Source organism: Bacillus testis (assembly GCF_001243895.1).
Lineage (GTDB): Bacteria > Bacillota > Bacilli > Bacillales > DSM-1321 > Bacillus_AD > Bacillus_AD testis.
Genome location: NZ_LN851186.1, coordinates 1324074 through 1348350, shown reverse-complemented (window position 1 = coordinate 1348350; position 24277 = coordinate 1324074). Strand labels below are relative to the sequence as shown.

The following is a 24277-nucleotide window of genomic DNA, read 5'->3' as shown; positions in this document are numbered from 1 at the left end:
TATTATATAGCTTCGTTAGTCTTTGCAGCTAAAAGCATTCCTGCACAAAAAAAGTGCCCAAACATTCAATGTTTGGACACTCTTTCTTCTTATTTATCTGACTTGGTTACAAGCTTTAATGGAGCTGCAATTTTCTTTTCAACTTTCTTTCCTTTAAGCACGTCTTTTCCTGCCTGTACGGCCAATTGTCCGATTAGGATTGGCTGTTGGGCAACTGTAGCGGAAAGTTTGCCTGCTTTAACAGATGCAAGAGCATCATCATTGCCATCAAATCCGACAACGGCAATATCTTTTCCCGAAGAATTGATCGCTTCCAAAGCCCCTAACGCCATTTCATCATTATGGGCAAAGACACCCTTAATATCAGGGTTTCCCTGGATGATGTTTTCCATGACATTCAACCCTTTTGTCCGGTCAAAATCTGCGCTTTGCTTAGCGGCTACATCCAGTTGCTTGTCGGCGACCAGATGGAATCCTTTACCGCGTTCACGGGTGGCAGATGCCCCTGGCACGCCTTCCAACTCAGCCATTTTTGCTCCTTCTCCTAGTTGTTTCACGAAATACTCGGCAGCCATTTTACCTCCTTTGACGTTGTCGGAAGCCACCAATGCTTCCACTTTCCCCTTATCGGAAGAACGGTCCAGCGTGATGACCGGAATGCCGATGCTGTTTGCCGATTCAACAGCTGCTGAAATAGACGAAGAATCGGTAGGATTGATCAAAAGCACATCCACGCCTTGCTGGATCAAGTCTTCTACGTCATTGACCTGCTTCGCCGCATCGTTCTGTGCATCAACCACAATCGTCTTAAAGTGGTTCTTTTTCGCTTCATTAACGACCCCTTCTTTTAATGAAACGAAAAATGGATTATTCAAAGTAGAAACAGATAAGCCTATTTTTATATCTTTCAATGAATCTTTCTTTTCTGGCTTTGCCCAGCTCGGCGGCTCCAACGAACAGCCGGCCAATACAACGAGCGAAAGCGACATGATGACTGCTATGATTTTTTTCATGGTTAGTTCCCCCTACGCAGATTTCTTCCGGTCGATCAATACAGCCAACAGAATGACAAGCCCTTTGACGACTTGTTGGAAAAACGATGACACACCCAATAAGTTCAAGCCATTATTCAATGTTCCGATAATCAATGCACCGATGAGTGTACCGATGATACGTCCCCGGCCTCCGGTTAAGCTTGTGCCTCCAAGAACAACGGCTGCGATGGCGTCCAATTCATATGATGTTCCGGCAGTCGGCTGAGCGGAATTCAGGCGTGAAGTCAAAATCGCACCTGCCAAGGCAGCCAATAATCCAGCCAGTGAATAAATCATAATTTTCACACGCGAAACCTTGATCCCTGAAATCAGCGCGGCCTTCTCATTGCCGCCGATTGCATATGTCTTCCGGCCAAACGGCGTCTTATGAAGAATGACCCAAAGAATGGCGAATGTCAGAACCATCGTAATAGCCGGCACAGGAATCCCCAACAAATAGCCGCGGCCAAACAATTGGAATGCATAATTATCGCCAAGCCCTGTAATCGGATTCCCATCCGTATAGACGAGCGTCAATCCGCGGAAAATCGTCATTGTCCCAAGTGTAGCGATAAAAGGTGCCATTTTGCCTTTTGTGACAAGAAGGCCGTTGAAGGCTCCCATGATTGCCCCAAGCAGGCAGCCAACAATGATGGCAAGGATCGGATCCAGGCCTGAAGTGATCATTCCAGCCATCAAAGCGCTTGATAAAGCAAGAATTGCGCCGACGGATAAATCGATTCCTCCAGTTAAAATGACAAACGTCATACCATAAGCTATAAGTGCATTAATTGCGACCTGGCGCAGCAAGTTGAGAATATTCAGTGGTGCCAGGAAACTTGGATTCAATATGGAAACCACTGCGATAAGTAAGATGAGCCCGAGCAGCGGCCCTAATTTTTGTGTAAAGTTGCCAAGGTGGTTCACCTTGCCTGCTGGTTTGATTTCGTGAGCTGCATTCATTTTATTGACCTCCCGTTGCAAGCGTCATTATTTTTTCCTGAGTGGCATCAGCTTTCATCAGTTCCCCTGAAATTCTTCCTTCATGGACGACCAGGATCCGGTCGCTCATCCCCAGTATTTCCGGAAGTTCAGAAGAAACCATTACAATGGCTACTCCTCGTTCAGTCAGCTCGTTGATCAGCTGATAAATTTCTCTTTTTGCCCCTACATCGACCCCTCTTGTCGGTTCGTCCAAAATCAAAACTTTCGGGCCGATCCCGATCCATTTAGCAATGACAACCTTTTGCTGGTTGCCACCGGATAGATTGCCGGCGCTTGTCTCCCCTGATTCAGTCTTAATGGAAAGACGTTTGATCAGCATGTCCACAAAATCGCCTTCCGCTTTCCTGTCGATGACGCCTTTTGGAGAAAAGCTTTTCAAATTCGGCAACGCCATATTTTCCCTGATGGAAAAATCAAGCACCAACCCCTCATCTTTCCGGTCTTCCGTAATGAAGCCTATTCCTTGTGCGACCGCCTGCGCAGGATTTTTTATGGTTGTTTTCTTTCCGTTAAGCCATATTTCTCCTGCTTCGAGAGGATCAATGCCAAAAATCGAGCGCATGATCTCGGTACGGCCCGCTCCCATCAAGCCGGAGACTCCTACCACTTCGCCTTCGCGGACAGAAAAGGAGATGTCCTGAAAGCTCCTTGTATTTGTAAGCCCTTTCACTTCTAAGATGACTTCACCCAATTTCACGTTGCGTTCCGGGAAGCGGTCTTTTAACTCACGTCCGACCATTTTTGTAACGACCTCATCGAATGATGTTTCTGGTATTGGTTTGGTATCGACTGTTTTGCCATCGCGCATAACGGTAATCCGGTCGCAAATCGCAAAGATTTCTTCCATTCTGTGTGAAATATACACAATACTGACTCCCTTGCTTTTCAGGGATTCAATCACTTCAAACAACTTTTCGATCTCCCGCTCCGTCAGTGCTGCAGTCGGTTCATCCATAATGATCACTTCCGCTTGTGTCATCAATGCCTTCGCGATTTCAATCATCTGCTGCTCCCCAACCGAACAACTGCCTGCGATGGCGTCAAGCGGTATTGTCACAGCAAGCTCCTCAAACTGCCGTTTTGCCATTGCTCTCATTTCTTTTGATTTTAGCAATCCAAAAGAAGTGCGGAGCTCCTTGCCGATGAACAGGTTCTCAAGCACTGTCATCTCCGGCCAGACATTCAGTTCCTGATGGATGAAAGCTATGCCGTTGTTTTCTGCTTCTTTGGCATTTTCATACTTGGTTTCTTTGCCATCGATGACAATGATGCCTTGATCCAAACTATGCAACCCTGTTAAAACATTCATCAAGGTCGATTTTCCTGCACCGTTTTCTCCCATCAATGCATGTACTTCCCCCGGCTCCAGGTCGAAATCTACACCCGTGAGCACCTGGTTTGTGCCAAACGCTTTATGAATATCCCGCATTTCAATTTTCATGGTGTTCGCTCCTTTTAGAAAAATACACCTGCCCGTAAAATACAGTTCGCATACGGAGTGGTTTCTCCTGTTCTGATGACCGCCTTTGCGTGTTTAGATGCTTGTTTCAGCTCTTCATGTGAAATATATTGTATGTCTGTCCCTTCAAAGAGCTCTTTCATGAAGGCATGGGCTGGTTCATTGGCTGTCACCATTTCCTCTGCGACAATGACGCCCTCAATCATCATATCCTCCTTCACGGCACTTACCACTCGCTGAAAATCTGGAAATCCAGGCGTTAACGCTAAATCGATTTTCTGTACGGCAGCAGGTACGGGCAGGCCAGCATCTCCAATGACAATCGTATCTGTATGCCCCATATCTGCCAACACCTTCGAAATGGAACTATTCAATATACCGTGCTTTTTCATGATAAATTCGCCTCCACTTCTTCCCTGGTCGGCATTCCGCCTTGGGCACCGAATTTCATGACCGATAAGGATGCTGCACGATTTGCAAAAACAAGGCTTTCCTCGAATGACTTGCCTTCCGCGATTCCAACTGCAAATGCGGCATTGAATGTATCACCGGCTCCTGTAGTATCCACGGCCTCCACTTTGAATGTCTCGACTCTTACTTCTTTTTGCCCGTTGTGGTAGCGGACTCCCTTGCTTCCTTCCGTAACGAAGAGTTTATTTGGATACTTTTCCAACGCTTGTCCCAATTCCATCGATGGGAACAGTTCTGCTGCTTCATGCTCGTTTGGCGTGATGTAAGTGGCCTGATCGATCACTTTAGCGCTTATCGGTCTTGATGGAGCGGGATTCAACAATAGTGGAACACCCAATTCAAAGCAAAGGCTGCTGACGTATTCAACGGTTTCCTCAGGAATCTCCTGTTGAATAAGAACCATATCAGCCGCCGCGACCGCATCCCGGCATGCTTGCACATACTCAGGTGTGATATAGTCATTGGCTCCCTTTACCACAACGATACTATTATCGCCTTCTGCCAAAATGATATGGGCCGTTCCCGTCTCTGTACCTGTAACCGGTTTCACATTGTCGGTATTGACTCCATTTCCGGCAAAGTTGACCATGATTTTTTCCCCATAATAATCGTTTCCTATACAGCCAATCATCGAAACATCTGCACCTAGCCTTGCTGCCGCAATTGCTTGGTTGGCCCCTTTTCCTCCTGGCACCGTTTTGAAGGATTCGCCGAGCACCGTTTCACCGGCTGCCGGGCGCTGCTTGGATGTGACAACCAAGTCCATAGAGGAACTTCCTACCACTGCTATTTTGACCATTTTATTTCACCTTCCTTGTTGTATTGCGTTCCATAAATGTAACCGGCATTTTCACATGCTGCTCTACCACACTCTGTTTCCTGATTTTCTGCAGCAGCATCTTGGCCGCTGCCACGCCCATATCATAGGTTGGCTGCCTGATTGTCGATAAAGCCGGGAACAATAGGGAGCTTTGCGGAATATCGTCATAGCCGATAATCTGCACCTCTTCCGGTATTTTTTTCCCGAGGCGAAGGGCCTCATGCAAAACAGCTGCTGCTGTAATATCATTGCTTGCAATAATGCCGTCGCTGTCCGGGTATGTACTGAATAATTCATATGCCCGTTCCTTAGCATACTCGAATGAAAAGGAAGGAGTGTTCACAACATGAAAATCAACTGAGCTTGAAGCCAGGATGTCCAGCGCTCCCTGAAAACGTTCTTGAGCCGGTTTAACATTCGCCGGGCCTTTAAGGAGTGTTATATTTCTGCTGCCCCGTTTAAGGATTTCCTCCGCTGCCATTCTTCCGCCTTCGAAGCCGTCGCTGTATACACAGTAAAGACCCTCCTCGCATCGATCCAGAAAAACTTTTGGTATCTCAATACCATTATAGTAATCTCTGGCTACGTGATTGGAAGCGGAAATCAGGCCGACTACATTATGTTGCATAAAGGTTTGAATATAAGCTATTTCCTTCTCGGTTTTTTCATCAGAATTCCCGGACAGAAGATGATATCCGTTTCTCTGTATTTCATCTTCCACTCCCCTGGCCAATTGGGGAAAGAAAGGATTGGTGATGTCAGGCAGCAATAAGCCTATGAGGCGGGATTCCTTTTTATATAATGAACGCGCCACTTCATTAGGGCTATATTCCAATTGCTGTATGGACCGCTCTACTTTTTTTCTCGTATCTTCATGAACATATCCCTTCCCGTTCAAAACGCGGGAAACGGTCGCAACCGAGACACCAGAATGCTTGGCCACATCTTTGATGGTAGCCATTTTCCTTCCTCCTCTATGTTTTGTGTAACCGATTACACAAAACATACCATACTATTCCATCGACCGCAAATATTTTGAATTTTTTATGACATTTTTTCGTTTTCATTATAAAACTTCCACTTCAACATGAGAGCAAAGAGGCAGAAATGCTAGTGGGAAAAATGAAGGATCCCATTCGTTTAACGAATAATCCGGGTAACCCAAACATGAAAGTTCCCTTTAGAAACCAGTTATTGAATGCTGAACCTGAGGCTTTCCTTACATATGCTCAATTGTTCACACTTTTTCTGTTTAATGGCGGCAGGCCCGTGGTATTTGATTATTACGAGGTGATAAAAATGAGAGGTTTAGAATACACGGTTACTTCATTAGCCCTTGTTTTTCTAATGGCAGGTTGCTCCACAGATGACAGTGGCGACCATCATAAAGAGAATGGCCACCATAGTGAACGGACAGTGGAAACTGCCAAAAGCAATGTACATACAGTGGACCTGAAATCTGCACAGGAAGATATGTCTGTCGAAGACGCCATAACGCTCGCGAAAATGAAAAGTGAAGGCGACCTAACTAAAATCCAACTAGAGAAAGATCGAAACCGATATGTCTATGAAATTGAAATGATGACCAACACGAATAAGAAAGACCTTAAAATCGATACTAATACAAAGCAAGTGCTCAAACAGGATAGTGAAAACCTTGATGCAGATGAAATAGGAACAGAGCGGCAAAATAAAAAATTAAGCCTTGATCGTTTGATTGATAGCAGTGAAGCTGTCTCCCAAGCCGAAAAAAAAGGCAATGGAAAGGCAACCTCCTGGGAACTGCAACGTGAAGGCGATATGACTTATTACGAGATTGATGTCGTGGACAAATCCGGTGCTAAACAGCAGATAAAAGTGGATGCCAACAATAAAGGCATCCTGGAAGTCGAAAATGATTGAGAATGGGCATCAGACTTGATTGTTGAAAATTTGAATTAGAAGAGATAGACTGCCGAAAAACATTTCGGCAATCTATTTTTTTGAGGATGGGTATAGTCTATACTAAAATGATAAAAACCGGAGGATATTTTCCCCTCCGGTTTTTATTACTTAGCAGAAATTTTGATTAATTGATTCGTTACCTTGCCATTCGTCAGTTCCTGCACGAAGCCGACATTAGGCGCATAGTAAGAAATCTTCCCCTCTGAGTTTTTTACTTCAACTACATTCAAGAACGTACCTGCCGGGGTCTTGACGCTCTTTGTCAGACTGAGGATTTGGGCTGTCGTTCCGTTTTCATAGGACTCAACCCAAGTGGTACCTACTTTTAAGGGATACTTCAGTGTAGTTTCATATGAAGAGTTGGGCCAGCCATTAAGAAGGCCGTCTTTTGTTTCCTGCTCAACGACTGTTTGGCGGTATTTAGGTCCTTGTCCGTTCCAGATGATCCATGTTTTATTGTACTTTTTCCCATCGCTTTTATATGTATGGACGCCATCCATGCTTTTGTATTGATAGATTTTTGCCGGATTTTTTTTAAAGGTGGCAGGCGATGAAGCCGCAGCAAAGGATAGATAGGCGCTAGCGACAAATGCCTTCTTTTTGTTGTAGATTATTTCTGTCCATCCATTGGTCAAATTCACTGTTACTTGGACAGAAGTCCCATGTGCAAGCGACCCGACTTTTTTAGAGGTTTCACTGGCTTTCTCCCGTACATTCAGGACGTTTACCGTGACTGTAGCTATACGGGTTGAGGTTGCTTTGACCGGACGCAAGTAAGCAGTTGATACATACGCTTTCTTGTTATTAAAGTTGATTTGCGACCATCCTCCTGTCAGGTTGGCATATACTTCCACGACCTGTCCGCGTTTCAAGCTGCCGACTTTTTTAGAGGCAGTGCTGTTCTTTTCCCGTACATTTAATAAGTCGGCGTCGACGGTCGCCTTTCCGATTGCCGCCGCAACTGCAGCTGGTTGTATTGGCACCAGTGCGCCTAAGATCATTAAACACGCAATAAATCCTATTAAAACCTTATTTCTCATAAAAAATTAAGCCTCCCTTGACTAGTGCTACATTCAATTCATAACTACTGATTCCATATTTTACAGGATTCGACATATTCTACAACGAACTATATCCCTATAAAAAGCCCAAAAAACATGCGAATAAACGACTAAAATTTGTTTTGGTTCAACACTCCCAACGCCAATTGTCCTTTAAACAGGTATAATCACCTAAGCCATTGCGGAGTTGGTTTCGTTGTAAAAGGACATCGATTCTATGTTGCTCAGTGTCTTCGCTGCTTGCCGCCGTTTCCTTTTTCATATCACACGATGCCTCCCCCGCTTATCCGCCGGCTATGGTATTTTGAAAAAGAGACAGACATAATTCCATATCAGAACCAATTACCTCAATCCACGCTCCAAAGCATAAAAGGATGGAAAGCGGCGTTTCCTGCTCATTCAATAAGATAACATCAAAAAACAACAGCCGAACAGCTGTTGTTTTGTACCTTAATGTTTTATTCAGTTTTTGGCTTTTCATACATTCATCGTTTTAAAATAGCTGTTTTGAAATAAAGGCGGAAGGTATTGGCTGATAGGCGATATTCTGAGGAAGAAGGAAGGAAGGGGAAGGCAGGTGTGAAAGCAAATTATTTTGCTGTCACCTGCTCGCTTTCTTTTCGTTTTCCTAAGCATTGCAATAACTGGCGAAATTCTTCATCATTTCGGCAAACGATTACTGTATTTGGATCTTTTAAAATTGCATTTTGTTTTTTCATACTAATTCATTCCTTTCTTTCTATAATGTCTAATTAACCATTCTTGTTTGCCTTTAAACCTTTTTTCTTAGATGTTCGGCAAACAAATGAAGAAATCGGCCAATAAAAGTATTGGCCGAATCGTTACGGAGCAACTGATAAACTATTAGTTTATCCTTAAATTATAACATGACTAATTAAAATATTCAAACATTATGTTCGCAAACCCATTTATCGAACAGAAATCTATTTAGATTGCTCATCCTTGGCGCTTCCTGAATCTTTTCCAATGAATGCTGCTAAGAACTAGCAAGCAAATACTAAACCATGCGAAAGAAGCGGAGATAGCAGCAACAACATCAGATGGGAAATGCTCCCCCAATACTACGCGGCTGAAACCGACAACAATCAAGATAAAGGAAAGTAAGGTGATCCATAGCGCTTTACTCCATTTGTGGCGGAGATAAATGATACAAAGATAAATCAAGAAAGCCACAATTAAAGAGATTCTCATCGTGTGCCCGCTCGGAAAACTGTAAGATATCATCTTAAACGAATGGCCAAATGCTTCAATATAGTTGATTTCATCATCGGGCCGTTCTCTATGAAACAGGATCTTCAGCACATAATTCAAGACAACGCCGCTTCCTGTAATAAAGATAATGAAAAGGCTGTTCAGCCAGTCTTTCTTCATAAAGAATAAAAGAGCCGCGATGAGAAGTGTAAGAAACAAGATGACTTCGCTCTTTCCTACAATCGTTATCATATCCATTGCATTCTCCAAGCCCGGTGAACTGATTCTGTCAATCCATGACATAATAGCTTTATCGAATGCGAGATCACCATTTTTGCTGGTGAGAATTGAAAATATCACAAAAACCACAAGCGACACAATTGTTGACACCCAAAGAAATTTTTTCTTCATAAAAATTACCCCAACGTTCTAAATATTTGATCATAAATGTTTAACTTTTAGATTATACCATTCCCTCAGTGGAAATAACAAAATGAAATACTGGCTATAATGAAGGAACATAAAGAAAAAGAACCATGATGATGTACTGTGCCCAAAAAGTTAGAGCTGAAAAATCTAGCTTTTTGTGGCCAATTCATAAATGGCTCTTTTTCGGATGGTTTATGATTTCAAATCAGTGTTTTTATCTTGTTTTTCCCGATCAATATTCTCATTATTCCAATTTTGGACACCGTCGTTCTGGTCAAATTCGATAATAACATCGGATACGCCCGGCTGGCTTAGGATCTTAGCTTCTAGTCGATCTTTGATGACATCAGCCTGTGCGATCGTCATATGAGGATCAATTTCAATCTCGACTTCCACATGGACGCTCTCCCCTTCTTTCATGACAGCCAAATCTTCAATATCCGCTACATCGGGATCATTGATGATAATATTCCCGATATGGGCCTCCATTTCTTCATCACTTTCACCTAGGGCACCAGCTGCATTATCCAAAAATACTTTCCCTACGACAAAGAACATCATAAGGCCGATAAGGATTGAAGCAATGCCTTCCGCTTGATGAAAAGGTGTGTAGTGAGAAATAATAATGGCAATCAGAGCTAATGCCCCCCCGCTTGTCGCAACAAAATCTTCAAGGAAGACTAGCTTTGTAGCAGGTTTTGCTTTTGAAAAGTGGCGGAAACTATCTGCCACAATTCCAAGTCCTTTCGATTGCAGGCCAGCTCCATGGACAATTTCTTTCATTGCTTTCAGCAAAACAAAACCTTCCAACAGAATACCCGCTGATAATACGGTAACTGAAATAAGGAAACCGGTACTTTCTGTAGGATGGAAAATATGGGAGAAGCCTTCTTTAATGGTCTCGTATGACATGATTCCAACAATCAGAACGGCACCCAAAAGGACCAAGTTAACCAATCGGCCGAACCCATTCGGAAAGCGATCAGTCGGTGCTTTTTTACTCAACGCCGATCCGACAAATACGAAAAATTGGTTAGCTGCATCCCCCAGGCTGTGCAGAGTCTCAGCGAACATCGCGACATTGCCGGTCAGTACGTAAGCAACGGCCTTAATGATGGCTATGACGGCATTCACTATAGCGGCGATAAATGCCGATTTATTCCCTTTTCTCAACAACATCAACAATTCTTTCATAAAATACCCCTTTTTTATCTTGTCATTCTAATTATAACCAACTCACGAAAAAAACTGGTACGTGATGCTTGAAGGATACATTTTCAAACGGATTGGAAATCCTTTGTCATTATCCTTACTAACAGAACTGGATTTTATACAAATCTGTTTGCTTACTTTTTTCCCTGAGTATCGCTTATTGAAACTATTCCTTTTTAAGCATTCCTTTTGCAAAAAGCGTTCCGGCCCAACAGCCATTCTTTTTTGCCGCCGATTACACTGCATTTTTCTATTGGTTGTTCCTTTTTTAACCTCTGAATGCCTAGTTGTTCTTTGTAAGGCCTTTTCATCCTTCCCAAAAGTTGTCACATACGGAAAAAATACCAATAAAAGTGTTTTATTTTCTTTTTAGCCACCCGATTAATTACAATGAAAGAGAAATGTACTCAAGACAAAACCAAATAGGAGGATTGTTAAAATGGAGAAATTAGCGGGAAAAGTAGCGATCGTGACAGGCTCCGGCCAAGGCTTGGGGAAAGCTTACGCAACCGTGTTCGCTAAAGAAGGCGCTTGTGTGGCAATCGTAGACCTTAACGGGGACAACGCCGCGCAGACAGCCGCAGAAATAAAAGAAAATGGTGGAAGGGCAATTGCGGTGGCTGCCGACGTAAGCAACCAAGAGCAAGTGAATGAAGCCGTAAAACAGACCGTGGAGGCATTTGGAACTGTGGATATTCTTGTTAATAATGCCCAAGGCCTTGCGAGATCCAAGCCTTTAATAGAAGTTACCACCAGTGATATGGAAATCACCTGGAGAACCGGGCCGCTCGGGACTCTGTATTTCATGCAGGCTTGCTATCCCTATATGAAGGAAAATGGTGGCCGTGTCATTAATGTCTGCTCTGATACCGGCATTGAGGGCTTTACAGGTTTTACGGCTTATGGCTCTGCCAAAGAGGCAATCCGCGCCATTACTCGTGTCGCTGCCCGCGAGTGGGGGAAAGACAATATAACAGTAAACGTTGTATCACCTGGAGCAATGACGCCTGCGGCCAAAGCATTCATGGAAGCAGAGCCAGAGAAATATGCTGCTATCATGGCTCCCGTACCAATGGGCAGATTGGGCGACCCTGTGGAAGATATCGCACCGGGTCTTGTGTTCCTTGCAAGTGAAGATGGAAAATTTATCACAGGCCAAACAATCGAATTAAACGGAGGGCATACATTCGTCCGTTAAAGATTAAAAATACTCTCAGAGGAACACAAAATTTTTTGAAGATCTTTTCCTTATTTCACCAAACAAACGATGCATTACCCCATAGTTGCAATATATCTCCAAACCCAACAAGACCCGTAAAAAAAGCATACAAAAATGATTTACCCTAAATACGAAAACCATTTAAATATTGTGAAAAAACGATTCAGCCCCTTTAAAAAATACACGAATTACTGACGATGCAGATTTACTTGGAAATAAATCGTATAAAAATATAATTCTATTAATCAAAATAAAGTTTAAAAGCCGCCTTGAAAGGTATAATACAATAAATGCCAAAAGGAGGCGCTTTTATGGAAAAAGAAAACAAGAACACTCAAAAACTGCGTAAAAGTAATATGGATCATCCAGAACAATATCCTACCGAAAAAGAAAGCCTTTTCGATAAGTTCGAAAGTGAACGGAATGTCGATCCCATCCCTGTAGAAGAATTGAATCAAAAAGTGAAGGATGAAAAAGACAAGCACCATACCAAAGATACCTCATCAAGCGAAGAATAAGCAGCTGGCTATTGCGCAGCTGCTTCTTTTTCTTTGCCCTATTTACAAATACTCCTTGATTTCCTTCCAACACTTCAACTTTTCCTCAAACGTTTTATTATACCGTCCCGGCGTCGGTGATGTGGAGGGAAGGCTTAACAGGCTGACACCGGGCAATGGATGCTTGCCGAAATATTTTTGATAGGTAGCGTATGCCTTAGTTCCATTAAATGCGATCAGTTTCAATTGTGGATGGACCTTTATGAAAGCCGCTAAGTCGTTCGGCTGTTCTCTGCGGATGCTTGAATCCAGGCTCCCCTCTCTGTAACATTGCCCGATGACATCCCAAAGGGCGATACAACTTTTACGGGCATCATCCAGCCTCTTTGGATAGTCATCCTCAAAAGGCAGATCCAAAATGGTATAAAAGATTCTCCAGAACTGGTTGCGCGGATTGCCGTAATACTGCTGCTTCCGCAATGATTCAACCCCCGGGATGGAACCAAGGATCAGCACCCTGGCATCCGGGCCAGCTATAGGCGCTAAAGATTGAATTTCCGCCATCAAGAACTCACCCCTTTTTCTTTCATTTTAATAAGATATAAGCCCCTGTCGCAAGCGCCCCCTCCTATGCGTCTATCAAACTCTGCTCTTTTACTAGACACCAATCCACTTCGCGCATATAATATATTTGGTATTTAATGACAATATAAAAATATTTTACCAAAACTACGAATACTGCTGACTGGATTAAATCAGCAATAGTTTCGGAATTTTAATGGGAAAGGAAAGCAGTATGGGAAAAAAAAGCTATTTTACAAGAGTCGGTTTTCTCTTAACTCTATCACTTGTTTTGTTGTTCTCTATTCTGCCGGCAGAAACGCAGGCAGCCAAGCCGATGCCTAAGGCAGAAATGCGGGCTGCGTGGATTGCGACTGTACAAAATATTGACATGAAAGCCGGCATGTCAAAACCCCAATTCACGGCATGGTCCCGCCAGACGCTTGACCAACTGAAGAAAAATAGATTCAATACAGTCATATTCCAGGTCAAGCCAACCAATGACAGCCTTTATCCATCTAAATTATCTCCCTGGTCTTCTTTTGCCACCGGAAAAAAACAAGGAACAAATCCCGGCTATGATCCCCTGCTGATCATGACGGAGGAAGCCCATAAGCGAGGCATGGAATTGCATGCCTGGGTTAATCCTTACAGGGTGACTATGCCCGGACAGCCGCTATCCAGCCTTGCAAGGAATAATATCGCTGTCTTACACCCTGAATGGGTCGTTAAATACGGCCAGCAATATTATCTTAATCCGGGCATACCTGAAGTGCAGGATTATTTGATTGCCGCCATGCAGGAATTAGTGTCCAATTACGATATTGATGCCGTCCATATGGATGATTATTTTTACCCTTATAAGATCAAAAACCAGTCCTTCCCTGACCAAGCTGCTTTCAAAGAGTACGGACAATCGTATACAAAGATAGAAGACTGGCGGCGTGATAATGTCACCCAACTGGTCGGCAACCTGTATTCGGCCATTAAAGGCGTAAAACCATGGGTGCAATTCGGCATATCGCCGTTTGGCGTTTGGCGCAATAAATCACTCGACAAAACGGGAAGCGATACAAAAGCAGGCGTAAACAATTATGACGATCTATATGCTGATACCCGCCAGTGGATCAAAAACGGCAGCATCGATTACGTCACTCCGCAGATTTATTGGTCCAGAAGCCTGTCAGCCGCCAACTATTCAACGCTTGTCAGCTGGTGGGCAAATGAAATCAAGCAATATGCCAAAGCCCGCCCTGTGAATCTATATATCGGGCTGGCCGATTATAAAGTAAACAACGACAGCGATAAAGCATGGCGCAACAAAATGGAGCTGGCTAACCAGATATCAATGAACCGGGGCAATGCTTATGTAAAAGGACAAATGCATTTTTCGCTGAAAAATATCCAAAAAAATGCATTAGGATATATGAGCATCGTGAAACAACAAATGTATATGCATCAAGCGTTGACACCTGCCTTCGGCAATGCCGCCGACAGCCGTCCGCCTAAGCCGGCAACTGTAAAAGCAACGGCCAATAAATCGGGAATCAATCTATCGATCAGCGGCCAAAGCCAAAACCAGCCGCGAAAATATGCCATTTATCGATTTTTGGGTAATAAAGCCGGCAGTATCCAATCACCTGCCGCTCTTCTCGATGTCGTTTATAATCAAAGTGGAGTTGCAACCTATATCGATTCCACCGCACAGGCCGGCAAAACCTATACATACGGAGTCACATCCCTTTCTCCATATGGCCTTGAAAGCTTAGATGCCATATATGTACAAGCCAAGCGATAACGATTTTCTCTATTTCCGGCTAATAAAACAACCTAATAAAAAAGCTCGGGACAATCATCTGTCCAGAGCTTTTTTATTACACGTTCAGCATATCACACCGTCCGCATTTTTTGGCGGTCAATAAACTGGCCGCAACATACATGCATAGTGAAATAGCGATTGACGTAACCACCGTATGCATACCAAAAGGATTGGGATAGAACCGGTCAAATAGAATAAAAGCGCCCATCCCGGCCACCATTGAACTGACAGCTCCATATTTATTGCCCCCACTCCAATACAAGCCGAAAACAACGGGCCATATAAACACAGATTCAAGTCCCCCAAAGCTGAACAAATTAAGCCAAATCAATAAATCAGGCGGGCTTAATGCAAAAAGGACAACTGCCGCCCCAATGATTGAAGTCACCCAAAAGCTGACTTTCCTTACCTGTTTTTCCGAAGCTTCCGGCTTTATGTAATTCAGATAAATATCCTTCACTACCGCTGAACCTACCAGGATCAATAAAGAATCGACCGTTGACATGATGGCTGCCATCGGTGCAGCCAGTACCACTCCAGCCAAAAAAGGAGGCAGCACTTTTAACGCCAACGTAGGCATAACCAAGTCCCCAACTTCTATGCCCGGTATCACAGGACGGGCCAAGACACCAATCAAATGCATGCCAAGCATGATCGTCCCTACTACGATAGTGCCGATGATGATCGCTCTGTGCATCGATTTAGCATCCTTATAGCTCATGGCTCTCACTGACATTTGCGGCAATCCGACCAAACCTACCCCCACCAGAATCCAGAAAGAAGATACATAGAGTGGCGTTAGGTCTCTTTCTGCTCCGAAAGGCGTTAACAAAGCCGGGTTTTCAGCCATTAAATCATGCATAATGGCCGAAATGCCGCCACCTGCTATAATAGTTGCAATCAACAGAACAATCGTGCCGATAAACATGACGGAACCTTGCACAGCATCCGTCAGGGCTACTGCCCGAAAACCGCCGATAATGACGTAGCATAATACAGAGACGGCAAAAATAAAAAGTGCAGCAGTATATGACAAACCAGTCAGCGATTCAATCAATCGAGCGCCGCCAACCCACTGGGCGGCCATCGCCGAAAACAGGAACACAATTATGCTGATTGCCGCCAAAATGACTACAGTATTGCTCTGATAGCGGTGCTTCAAAAAATCAATCAGCGTCACCGCTTTATACTTGCGGGCTATAATGGCAAATTTCTTGCCAAGCACCATCAATACAAAATAACCGGCTGCCAATTGGGCCATCGATAATAGTACCCAGCCTAAACCCTTCGTATAAGCTACTCCTGGCCCTCCGATAAAAGAACTTGCGCTTCCGTATGTTGCCATCATCGTCATGGCAAGGACAAATCCGCCCAGCTGCCTTCCTCCTAGGAAATAATCCTGGATGAAGGAATGAGACTCGCGGATTTTCTTATTCGACCAAAAACCAATCAAAAAAATGAGTACCAAAAAGAATAATAGTGGAAGAATAACATTCCAATTAGCAATCATTCGCCATCCTCCTCTTCAAACGGCACTTCCTTGAACACATATTTGACAATGACTGTTACCAAAACAATCATAACTGCCAATCCGGCAATGCAGCTATAAAAAAACCAAGCCGGGAATCCAAACACATATGTATAGTCTGCAGGGTCATCTGAACCAAGCCCGTAAGCAAAGCCGAACCACCATACAAAATTAAATACAACAAGCACAATTCCGATCTTAGCCTCTTTATGGGCAAGATCGAAATAGCGCCTCAAATGATCTTTCATAAAAGCATAACCTCCTACCAAAATCTTTTCCTAATCATAAAAGAATGGTCCACCTTAAGTCTATATTCAATCTTATCCAACTGATCCAAAGCTATGCTCTTAAAACGGCATAAAGGAAGCCCCGGCGATTAATACCGGGGCTTTCCCTTCGCCCGCTGCATAAAAGAGCAGACAATAGTAGAATGTGATTGCATCGAATTTGGATGCATTAGTTATTTTATAAGAAATAATTACCCTTAACATACAGACTTAAACATAATTGCTATATTTTTATACTCCGTAAATTTCATTCTTTCTTTTTTATGTAATAGAAAGGCAAAAAAGCAATCTTTCTATTATTCATCCGTTTGGCAAAGAAAGGGAATATGATTAGGAAGTAAGTTGACGGATAATGGCGTCTTCATATAAATTTCCCCGTCTGTATCAATATCTTTTTCTTCAGATGTTTCTATTTTTATCGACCGGGCCTGTAAATAAATGATATCCCGATCTGTCCGTTCATGTGGTTCCTCGTATTCATTCCCAAACAAGATATCTTTGAAGACAGCTAAATTAGAGTTTTTGACAATCACTATATCTAACTTGCCATCACTGCTGTCGATTTTTTTGAACGGCATCCGATAAGTGCCAATATATCGGCCATTTCCAACCAAAATAAGGACCGCTTCATCCACAATCATTTCTCCATCGTATTCCATCTTGAATGTAAAAGTATCTGCCTGTTTGACCGTTTTGATTGCGCTTAGAAAATAGCTGACCTTCCCCAGCATGTTTTTCTGGCCGGAATCTATATTCGTTGAGGTATCCGCAATTAATCCCAACCCCAAAAAATTCAAGAAATAACGGCCATCCACTTGCCCGATATCGATTTCCCGAATTTCTCCGGCAAGCATTTCCTTTGCTGCCTCCTCTATATTTTGGGAAATGTTCAATTCGCGGCTAAAATCATTGCAAGTCCCTCCAGGCAAGATGCCGACCACCGGCCTTTTTTTCAGGCCTGCAAGCCCATTGATGCATTCATGGACTGTTCCATCGCCTCCAAGGATAAAAAGGACATCCACAGCCCCGCCCTTTTCCCGGCAGATTCTTTCGGCGTCTCCCTGTTCCTTAGTCGGCATAACTGTCAATTCCTCGATTTCAGGCGAAAGAATGGGCATACATACTCCCAAGAGATCTTTACCTGCTTTTTGGCCGGCACTTCCATTATAAAGTATTAACCCGTTTTTCCATTTCATCTTACTTCCCTCCAAAATTGTAAAATCCGTTACCTCTCTTTACCCCAACAGTTGATTCTCTACTCAGCGTCGCTTCTCTGTTTAAGAACGTTGATACAGGGTAAATACCCTTTAAGAAAACAAAATTGAAGGAGGAATTGTGAATGAGTAACTCTATGTCCGATAAAACGAAAGGCATGATGAATAAAGCCAAAGGCGAATTAAAAGATCAGTACGGCAATTTGACTGATGATACGAAAATGCAAGCGGAAGGCAAGAAAGATAAATTAAAGGGTGAAGCGCAACATAAGATAGGAGACGCAAAAGAACATCTTCATCGCGAAAAATAATATGACCATTTAATTAGCATTTTTTGTAAATCCCCAACAAACATTCAAAGGAGCCAAGGACAATTATGTTCTTGGCTTTTTAGTGTGCATTCTTAAAACAGCCCTAATAATTCAAAAATCGTTCACCGTTTATTTTCTTAAAATAGTTTTTCAAAGAAATCTTCGGGTAAATACTTTTTGAAACAAAATACTAATTCTATAGGAGGAATACATCATGAAAGATATCCGCCGTTGGGATCCTGAAAATCACCATCCCGTTGAAAATTTCAAAAATGAATTGAGCGATGTTTTTCAACGCTTTTTTGAAGATCGCTCCTTTATGCCATCACCATCTTCTTTCTTTAACAAAATGGACAGCTACACTCCGGCCATGAATATCGAAGAACAGGAAGACTGCTATAAAGTAGAAATGGAAGTGCCTGGTGTAGATCCGGAAAACGTGGATATCGAACTGGACGGAAATGTGATGATTATTAAAGGCGAGAAAAAACAAGAGGATACTCGCGAAGAAAAACAAATGCATGTTGTCGAGCATTCTTATGGTTCTTTTTACCGTTCATTCACTCTTCCGGAGAATATTGATGACGAAAAAATCACCGCCGATACAAAAAACGGCATGCTCTATATTGAGTTGCCAAAAAATAAAAAAAACAAGACTCACCGTATTGAGGTTAAAAATCACGCGAAAGAAAAAAAAGCGGACGGTAACCAATCCAAAGCCAACAAATAATACAGGCAAAGCCACGGAAATCTTTTTCTGTGGCTTTTCTTTTTGCATGTGAGCGCCAGATAGCGGACATATTAAAAATAATGAAAGAAGGAGGTCGTCCAAAATGGAAAATACCCATGATTTCGTAGAAAAATTACATAGCCAAAAAGAAAAACAAGAGAAGAATTTACGTACACAAGGGAAAGGCCATCCCGAAAAAAAGCTGCCCAATAAACGGCTAAACCAATAAAACATCGATTGCAAGGGACCGCTGACCAGCTGTCCCTTTCTTTAGTGCCTTATCAGACGATTTCTGACTATTTAAATGCGTCTGCTTCCTTTTCAATCCGGCAATTTTGGTTTCAAGGATGTTCCTTCCCTTATATTCATTTGCATTCCAAGCTATAGCCCCCAGACTCTCTCCAATTCAGCCCCGTCTTCTGTTAACACTAACCGGTATAGATCGGGATTGCTCATATCCTTCCATTGGCGAAACCCAAAGTTGCCTGTGAACCGTTTAAATAACAAAGACAGCAAATTCCCATGGGAAACTAGGACAGTAGTCCCAGGCGGGATCTCCTCCACCACTTCAGATATGCGATTCATTGCTTCCTTGCCGGATTCCCCGCCGTCATACTTGATGGATTCATCCTGAAACGACGCCTCAAGTTTAGCCAGCCAATCATCTAGCGGCGCAGAACTCAGCCTTCTTTCTTCGAGCCGAACATCTATATCCATAGGGATACGTCTTTCGAGCTGAAGCTCTTTTACCGAATCTATAGCCCGCACATACGGCGAACTGACGATTCGTTCAATCGGAATAGCTTTAAAGAAATCTTTTAGTTGTATAGCCTGTTTTTTTCCCCGTTCCGTCAGTTTGGCTGACGGGTGTTGTCCTTCAGCTTCGCAATGACGTACACAATAAATAATCTTCATTCTCCCTTTTCTCCTTCATACATTTTATTACCATATTAAGGTACATATAGTCGATTGTATAGAAGAAAAAGATTGGCCACATCCATAAAAAAACATGCTCCGGAGAACCGGAGCATCAAGAATATCATTAATCTTCAAGGGGCCATGCAGGATTGCCGCTATTTCTGGCGGAAACTCTTCGTTGACCTGCCTTACGCTAAATCAGCACGTAAATGAGCAATAACGCCAATGCAATTTGGAATAAACCAACGCCGCCCGCATAAGCTGAGATTTTCCACCCGTGCTTCGTTAGTTCCTTAAACTTCACACTCATCCCAATACCGGCAAGTGCAATAATCTCTAAATAATTGCCAACCTCTTTAATTGGATGAGTTACAAACTCTGGGAATCGAAAAATACTGTTGATTGTACATAACAGCAAGAAGCCTGCAACATACCACGGTACAATTGATTTGAAGTTGAATTTTTCTTTCACTGGCCGTTCTTCTTGATTTGCATTTTTTGCCCTTTGCAATATAAACACAACAACTGCTAAAAAAATGATCCTACTAATCTTAAAAACGGCAGCCTGGTCTTTAACAGCTTCCCCAACGATGCTTCCGCTGGCAACTACTTGCCCGACTGATTGCAGCGTACCTCCAATCAGTGCCGAAGACTGCAATACATCGTTGTGAAAAAGCGCACTTGTAATACCAGGCAATAGAATCATCAGCACTGTTCCTAATAGGTTAACTACCGTAATAGAAACCGCCATATCCGAAACATTCGCCTTCAAAGCTGGTGCGGTAGCCGCAATGGCAGAAGAACCGCAGACAGCATTCCCGCTTGCCATTAACAGACGAAAATCCTGCTCGAACTGCAGCCTCTTTCCTAACCAAATAACAAAGGCGATCGTACCTGCCATTTGAATCAGGATGTAAGAAAGCCCGGACATTCCTATTTCAAAAATAGAATGAAACGTCAATGTTGCTCCTAATAAGATAATCGAATAATACAATAAATTGCTTTCAGAAAACTTAATGCCCGCCTTTAATTTGGCATTAGAACCGATCGATATATTACCAATTGCCATACCAATTAAGATAGCAAACAGGCCACTGCCCAAACTAGGGAAAAATTGGCCAAGTATTTTTCCCGCCACAGCCACAAATATACAAAGTAATAATCCCGGCAGTATACTCGTCATTTTTTTCATTTGCTTTACCTCATAACTGTTTTTACTCACTTAAAAATACTAGACGATTCGTTATAAGGAAAATAATGATTTAAAATAAAGAGTATAAGTAATTACTTATGCCTCAATAATCATCCTTCGCCCTTCGATTTCCAAAAACCTTCTGGCATTGACGAACTTTCTCTCCATTTTCACGCGAGAAGCCGTTGATAAGAAAAAATATTTATATTTCCCCTGAATAAACTTGAATAATTTGCTAATTAATTGTACGATTATTTCCACATAATCAATACGATAAAAGCGCTTAAAAGGAATTCAGTAGCATGTTATCTCCCTGTGAAAGAGAGTCGATGGCCGGTGAGAATCGACACATACATAACGGCGAATTACACTCCTTTAGCTTTCCTTGTTGCTTTTTGGGCCAAGGAACGGTATCTGCCGTTATGAAATGAAGCGGAAGAAAAGCATTTCTTCAATTAGGGTGGTAACGCGTGCATTAACCACGTCCCTTTGAATCAAAAGGGGCGTGGTTTTTTTGCCGTTTCTATATAAAATAGGAGGAAAATAAAAATGGGAACTGTATTCGATTCACTATCAACACAGCAAAAAGAAGAAACGGAGCGCCAGCTTGCGCTTTATAGCCTGGGAGCCGCTGAAATTATACCAATTGATGATTTCAAGGAGAAGCTGGCTGCATCCATTAAACGTTCAAAACCTTTAAAAATAAAACTTGGTTTAGACCCTTCAGCGCCTGACGTCCACCTTGGGCATACGGTTGTATTGAACAAGTTACGGCAATTCCAGGAGAACGGCCATGTTGTCCAGCTTATTATCGGGGATTTTACAGGCAGAATCGGGGACCCGACCGGCAAATCAAGCGCCCGCAAGCAATTGACCGAGGAAGAAGTGGCATCTAACGCACAGACTTATTTCGAACAATTCGGGAAGGTTTTGGATATGGAGAAAACCGAGCTGCATTATAATTCAACCTGGCTTGCCCCGATGTCGTTCGAAGATGTCATCCATCTTGCGGGAAAAATGACGGTGGCTAGGCTGCTTGAACGCGATGATTTTGAAAAAAGAATTACATCCGGCAAACCGGTTTCACTCCACGAATTCTTTTATCCGCTTATGCAAGGATACGATTCCGTTGCATTGGAATGCGATGTAGAAATTGGTGGCACAGATCAGCATTTCAACATTCTGATGGGCAGGCATTACCAGGAGAAATACGGAAAGGAAAAACAGGTTGCCCTGCTGCTTCCTTTGCTCACCGGCTTGGATGGAAAAGAGAAAATGTCCAAGTCAAAAAATAATTATATCGGCATCAATGAAGACCCCCATACCATGTATGGAAAATCGATGAGCATCCCTGATGAAAGTATGGTTTCATACTTCACGTTAGCGACTAATACTAACGCAACAGAGCTGGCATCCATCCAGCAGGGATTATCATCAGGGAAACTACATCCACGAGACTGTAAAATGATGCTGGCTAAAAAGATTGTCTCTATGTACCACGGCGCTCAGGCAGCCGAAGAGGCGCAGCAGCAGTTCATAGACGTTTTTCAGAAAAACAGGCAGCCAGATCAGATACCAACAGCTACGTGGAGCGGCCCTGAACAAGTGAATATTATTGATTTATTGCTCGAATTGAACATGTTTACCTCCAAAAGCGAGGCAAGAAGAATGATTAAAAACGGGGGCGTTAAAGTAGATGGAAATAAAATAACAGCGCATGACCAAGTCATAAGCGTCATTCATGGCACCATCATCGGGATCGGTAAACGGAAATGGTTGGAGATCCATACTCACTGATAAAGAAAATCTTCAAGCCTTGGCGGATATGATCAGCTTTAAAGAAAAAAGAAAAGAAGCCTCTCCCTTCGGAAAGGCTTCTCCTAGATTATTTTGGTACAGAATCATTCTCTTCAACAACAATGCCCTTTTTATATAATCTCTTCTCGACCCATTGCTGAATCAAGCTATAGAGCAATGAGCATATCGGCACACTGACAAGCATCCCGATCACCCCATAAGTGCTTCCTCCCACAAGGACGGCCAGCAGCACCCAGATACCTGGCAATCCGACAAAGTTTCCGACCACTTTCGGGTAGATGAAATGCCCTTCGACTTGCTGCAGGCAAATGATGAATACAACAAACCAAACAGCTTTCATTGGATCGACCATCAGGATAAGCAATGCACCAATCGTGGTGCCCATGAATGCCCCAAACACAGGAATCAAAGAAGTAAAACCAACCAATAGCGAGATAATCAGGCTATAAGGCATGGAGAAAATCGACATTCCCACAAAGCATAATGTACCAATGATACAGCCTTCAAGGAACTGGCCAGTGACAAACTTCGAAAAGATACTATTAGTCAGATTCCCTAATTCAATCATTGCATTAGCGCGGTCGCGCGGTAAGTAAGCGAACATGACGCGTTTCGCCTGGTTTGACAATCTTTCCTTCTGCAGCAACATATAGAGGGCAAACACAATGCCCATGATGAAATTAAAGATCCCGCTGAAGATGGAAGTCGTGATATCCATTGTTTTTCCTACAAAATTGGTGTGCCCACTCTGTACAAAGTCGGTGACAGTCGTTTTTGCTTTATCCCAATTCAATTGGATATCTTTCAGTGAATCCGCAGGCAAATTAAAGCGGTGTATCAGTTTTTCAGTCCACGTCTGCATTTGTTCCATATATATAGGCAGATTCTGCACAATCATTTCAAATGTATTCTTCAGCTCGGGCACAAACAAGAAGACCAGCAAAAAGAGGGCCCCGGCAATGATCGCCATCGTCAAAAACAGGGATAAAGGCCTCCGCACCCGGTCCCATAGCCGATAATTTTTTTTATTCAGCCAGCCAAAGAGCCTGTCTTCAATCAGTCTGAGTGGCACATTCAAAATAAATGCAATGGCCAGGCCGATCAGCAGCGGTGAAATTAAATGAAGGAACAACCAGATATACTCAAATACATAGTGTATGTTCTGGATAGACAAGAACATAAGGATGGCAACGAAAATGATGAATAAGATTTTTTTGATATTTTTTCTGTTTAGCTCCATAATAACTCCTTATCACTCAGCAATTACTTGTGTTTATGTATTCAAAAACGATTGAACCCTTTCATCACCTTATTTCCAATTACAACTAGGGTTTTGGCATTCCATTGATTGAATGGAATGAAAATTCCGCTACTTTTATTCTACACTATTAATGAGCCAAACATCTAAAAATTCACTTATTAAACACTCTTATTGCATCCTCCCTTAAACTTTTTTTGGATGGTATGGAAGGGATGCACGATTCTTCTTCATAGATGCACCCTCTTATTTCATATACTGTCAATAATTCATTAATC

At 42.8% G+C, this 24277-nt stretch carries 26 protein-coding genes and 1 other annotated feature; of the genes, 8 read left to right on the top strand and 18 right to left on the bottom strand.

The window, feature by feature from the left end; genetic code table 11:
- Positions 1 to 89: 89 nt before the first annotated feature.
- From rbsB to BN1765_RS07185, 6 genes are read right to left on the bottom strand one after another with little or no spacing between them, the layout of a single operon-like run.
- Complete coding sequence (gene rbsB, locus BN1765_RS07210) at positions 90 to 1013, bottom strand: ribose ABC transporter substrate-binding protein RbsB (RefSeq protein ID WP_050614479.1); 924 nt, start codon at positions 1011 to 1013, stop codon at positions 90 to 92.
- Between the two features lie 12 nt (positions 1014 to 1025).
- Entirely contained in the window at positions 1026 to 1997 is a 972-nt protein-coding gene (rbsC, locus tag BN1765_RS07205; protein WP_050614478.1) for a ribose ABC transporter permease RbsC, read from the bottom strand.
- Between the two features lies 1 nt (position 1998).
- On the bottom strand, positions 1999 to 3480 hold the full coding sequence (locus tag BN1765_RS07200; protein ID WP_050614477.1) for a sugar ABC transporter ATP-binding protein: 1482 nt from the start codon (positions 3478 to 3480) through the stop codon (positions 1999 to 2001).
- A gap of 14 nt (positions 3481 to 3494) precedes the next feature.
- On the bottom strand, positions 3495 to 3890 hold the full coding sequence (gene rbsD / locus BN1765_RS07195) for a D-ribose pyranase (RefSeq protein ID WP_050614476.1): 396 nt from the start codon (positions 3888 to 3890) through the stop codon (positions 3495 to 3497).
- Positions 3887 to 4768: a ribokinase gene (gene rbsK, locus BN1765_RS07190; protein WP_050614475.1), complete on the bottom strand. Its 882-nt coding sequence runs from the start codon at positions 4766 to 4768 to the stop codon at positions 3887 to 3889. The genes rbsD and rbsK overlap by 4 nt, the downstream gene beginning before the upstream one ends.
- Position 4769: 1 nt before the next feature.
- On the bottom strand, positions 4770 to 5750 hold the full coding sequence (locus BN1765_RS07185) for a LacI family DNA-binding transcriptional regulator (RefSeq protein ID WP_050614474.1): 981 nt from the start codon (positions 5748 to 5750) through the stop codon (positions 4770 to 4772).
- A 146-nt stretch (positions 5751 to 5896) separates the two neighbouring features.
- On the opposite strand from BN1765_RS07185, the gene BN1765_RS07180 reads away from it, so the two are divergent.
- Positions 5897 to 6691, top strand: coding sequence for a PepSY domain-containing protein (locus tag BN1765_RS07180; protein ID WP_050614473.1), 795 nt, complete (start codon positions 5897 to 5899; stop codon positions 6689 to 6691).
- Between the two features lie 146 nt (positions 6692 to 6837).
- Here the strand turns inward: BN1765_RS07180 and BN1765_RS07175 are convergent, their stop codons facing one another.
- The 5 genes from BN1765_RS07175 to BN1765_RS07160 all read right to left on the bottom strand — a co-directional run bounded on the left by BN1765_RS07175 (position 6838) and on the right by BN1765_RS07160 (position 10629).
- Entirely contained in the window at positions 6838 to 7773 is a 936-nt protein-coding gene (locus tag BN1765_RS07175) for an SH3 domain-containing protein (RefSeq protein ID WP_050614472.1), read from the bottom strand.
- Positions 7774 to 8077: 304 nt separating this feature from the next.
- Positions 8078 to 8275, bottom strand: coding sequence for a hypothetical protein (locus BN1765_RS07170; protein ID WP_050614471.1), 198 nt, complete (start codon positions 8273 to 8275; stop codon positions 8078 to 8080).
- 109 nt (positions 8276 to 8384) lie between these two features.
- On the bottom strand, positions 8385 to 8513 hold the full coding sequence (locus BN1765_RS20570) for a hypothetical protein (RefSeq protein ID WP_261797554.1): 129 nt from the start codon (positions 8511 to 8513) through the stop codon (positions 8385 to 8387).
- A 238-nt stretch (positions 8514 to 8751) separates the two neighbouring features.
- A complete protein-coding gene (locus BN1765_RS07165; protein WP_050614470.1) occupies positions 8752 to 9417 on the bottom strand; it encodes a phosphatase PAP2 family protein in 666 nt (221 codons plus the stop codon).
- A gap of 210 nt (positions 9418 to 9627) precedes the next feature.
- Complete coding sequence (locus tag BN1765_RS07160; protein WP_050614469.1) at positions 9628 to 10629, bottom strand: cation diffusion facilitator family transporter; 1002 nt, start codon at positions 10627 to 10629, stop codon at positions 9628 to 9630.
- A 457-nt stretch (positions 10630 to 11086) separates the two neighbouring features.
- Between BN1765_RS07160 and BN1765_RS07150 the strand changes: the two genes are divergently transcribed.
- Entirely contained in the window at positions 11087 to 11845 is a 759-nt protein-coding gene (locus BN1765_RS07150; protein WP_050614467.1) for an SDR family NAD(P)-dependent oxidoreductase, read from the top strand.
- Positions 11846 to 12177: 332 nt separating this feature from the next.
- Positions 12178 to 12384, top strand: coding sequence for a hypothetical protein (locus tag BN1765_RS07145; RefSeq protein WP_050614466.1), 207 nt, complete (start codon positions 12178 to 12180; stop codon positions 12382 to 12384).
- 42 nt (positions 12385 to 12426) lie between these two features.
- Here the strand turns inward: BN1765_RS07145 and BN1765_RS07140 are convergent, their stop codons facing one another.
- Positions 12427 to 12927, bottom strand: coding sequence for a DNA-deoxyinosine glycosylase (locus BN1765_RS07140; protein ID WP_050614465.1), 501 nt, complete (start codon positions 12925 to 12927; stop codon positions 12427 to 12429).
- Positions 12928 to 13159: 232 nt separating this feature from the next.
- Here BN1765_RS07140 and BN1765_RS07135 point away from each other — a divergent pair, with 232 nt between their 5' ends.
- Positions 13160 to 14722: a glycoside hydrolase family 10-like protein gene (locus BN1765_RS07135; RefSeq protein WP_050614464.1), complete on the top strand. Its 1563-nt coding sequence runs from the start codon at positions 13160 to 13162 to the stop codon at positions 14720 to 14722.
- Positions 14723 to 14798: 76 nt separating this feature from the next.
- Here the strand turns inward: BN1765_RS07135 and panF are convergent, their stop codons facing one another.
- The 3 genes from panF to BN1765_RS07120 form a co-directional block, all read right to left on the bottom strand.
- Positions 14799 to 16253, bottom strand: a complete 1455-nt coding sequence (gene panF, locus BN1765_RS07130) for a sodium/pantothenate symporter (protein WP_050614463.1) — start codon at positions 16251 to 16253, stop codon at positions 14799 to 14801.
- Positions 16250 to 16519 (bottom strand): YhdT family protein, encoded by a 270-nt coding sequence (locus BN1765_RS07125; RefSeq protein WP_050614462.1) that lies wholly within the window; start codon positions 16517 to 16519, stop codon positions 16250 to 16252. Before BN1765_RS07125 ends, panF begins: the two co-directional genes overlap by 4 nt.
- 335 nt (positions 16520 to 16854) lie before the next feature.
- Positions 16855 to 17754, bottom strand: coding sequence for a diacylglycerol/lipid kinase family protein (locus tag BN1765_RS07120; RefSeq protein WP_050614461.1), 900 nt, complete (start codon positions 17752 to 17754; stop codon positions 16855 to 16857).
- A gap of 143 nt (positions 17755 to 17897) precedes the next feature.
- Between BN1765_RS07120 and BN1765_RS07115 the strand changes: the two genes are divergently transcribed.
- The 3 genes from BN1765_RS07115 (at position 17898) to BN1765_RS19485 (ending at position 19042) form a co-directional block, all read left to right on the top strand.
- Positions 17898 to 18083: a CsbD family protein gene (locus tag BN1765_RS07115; protein WP_050614460.1), complete on the top strand. Its 186-nt coding sequence runs from the start codon at positions 17898 to 17900 to the stop codon at positions 18081 to 18083.
- A 214-nt stretch (positions 18084 to 18297) separates the two neighbouring features.
- Entirely contained in the window at positions 18298 to 18813 is a 516-nt protein-coding gene (locus BN1765_RS07110; protein WP_050614459.1) for an Hsp20/alpha crystallin family protein, read from the top strand.
- A 103-nt stretch (positions 18814 to 18916) separates the two neighbouring features.
- Complete coding sequence (locus tag BN1765_RS19485; protein ID WP_075050786.1) at positions 18917 to 19042, top strand: DUF4023 domain-containing protein; 126 nt, start codon at positions 18917 to 18919, stop codon at positions 19040 to 19042.
- A 152-nt stretch (positions 19043 to 19194) separates the two neighbouring features.
- Here the strand turns inward: BN1765_RS19485 and BN1765_RS07105 are convergent, their stop codons facing one another.
- Both BN1765_RS07105 and BN1765_RS07100 read right to left on the bottom strand, forming a co-directional pair.
- Complete coding sequence (locus tag BN1765_RS07105; RefSeq protein ID WP_050614458.1) at positions 19195 to 19728, bottom strand: histidine phosphatase family protein; 534 nt, start codon at positions 19726 to 19728, stop codon at positions 19195 to 19197.
- Between the two features lie 196 nt (positions 19729 to 19924).
- Positions 19925 to 20923: a YeiH family protein gene (locus BN1765_RS07100; protein WP_050614457.1), complete on the bottom strand. Its 999-nt coding sequence runs from the start codon at positions 20921 to 20923 to the stop codon at positions 19925 to 19927.
- Between the two features lie 273 nt (positions 20924 to 21196).
- Positions 21197 to 21415, top strand: a binding site (T-box leader).
- 57 nt (positions 21416 to 21472) lie between these two features.
- On the opposite strand from BN1765_RS07100, the gene tyrS reads away from it, so the two are divergent.
- Positions 21473 to 22720, top strand: coding sequence for a tyrosine--tRNA ligase (tyrS, locus tag BN1765_RS07095; protein ID WP_050614456.1), 1248 nt, complete (start codon positions 21473 to 21475; stop codon positions 22718 to 22720).
- A gap of 88 nt (positions 22721 to 22808) precedes the next feature.
- Here the strand turns inward: tyrS and BN1765_RS07090 are convergent, their stop codons facing one another.
- Complete coding sequence (locus BN1765_RS07090; protein WP_050614455.1) at positions 22809 to 23981, bottom strand: AI-2E family transporter; 1173 nt, start codon at positions 23979 to 23981, stop codon at positions 22809 to 22811.
- Positions 23982 to 24277: the final 296 nt, after the last annotated feature.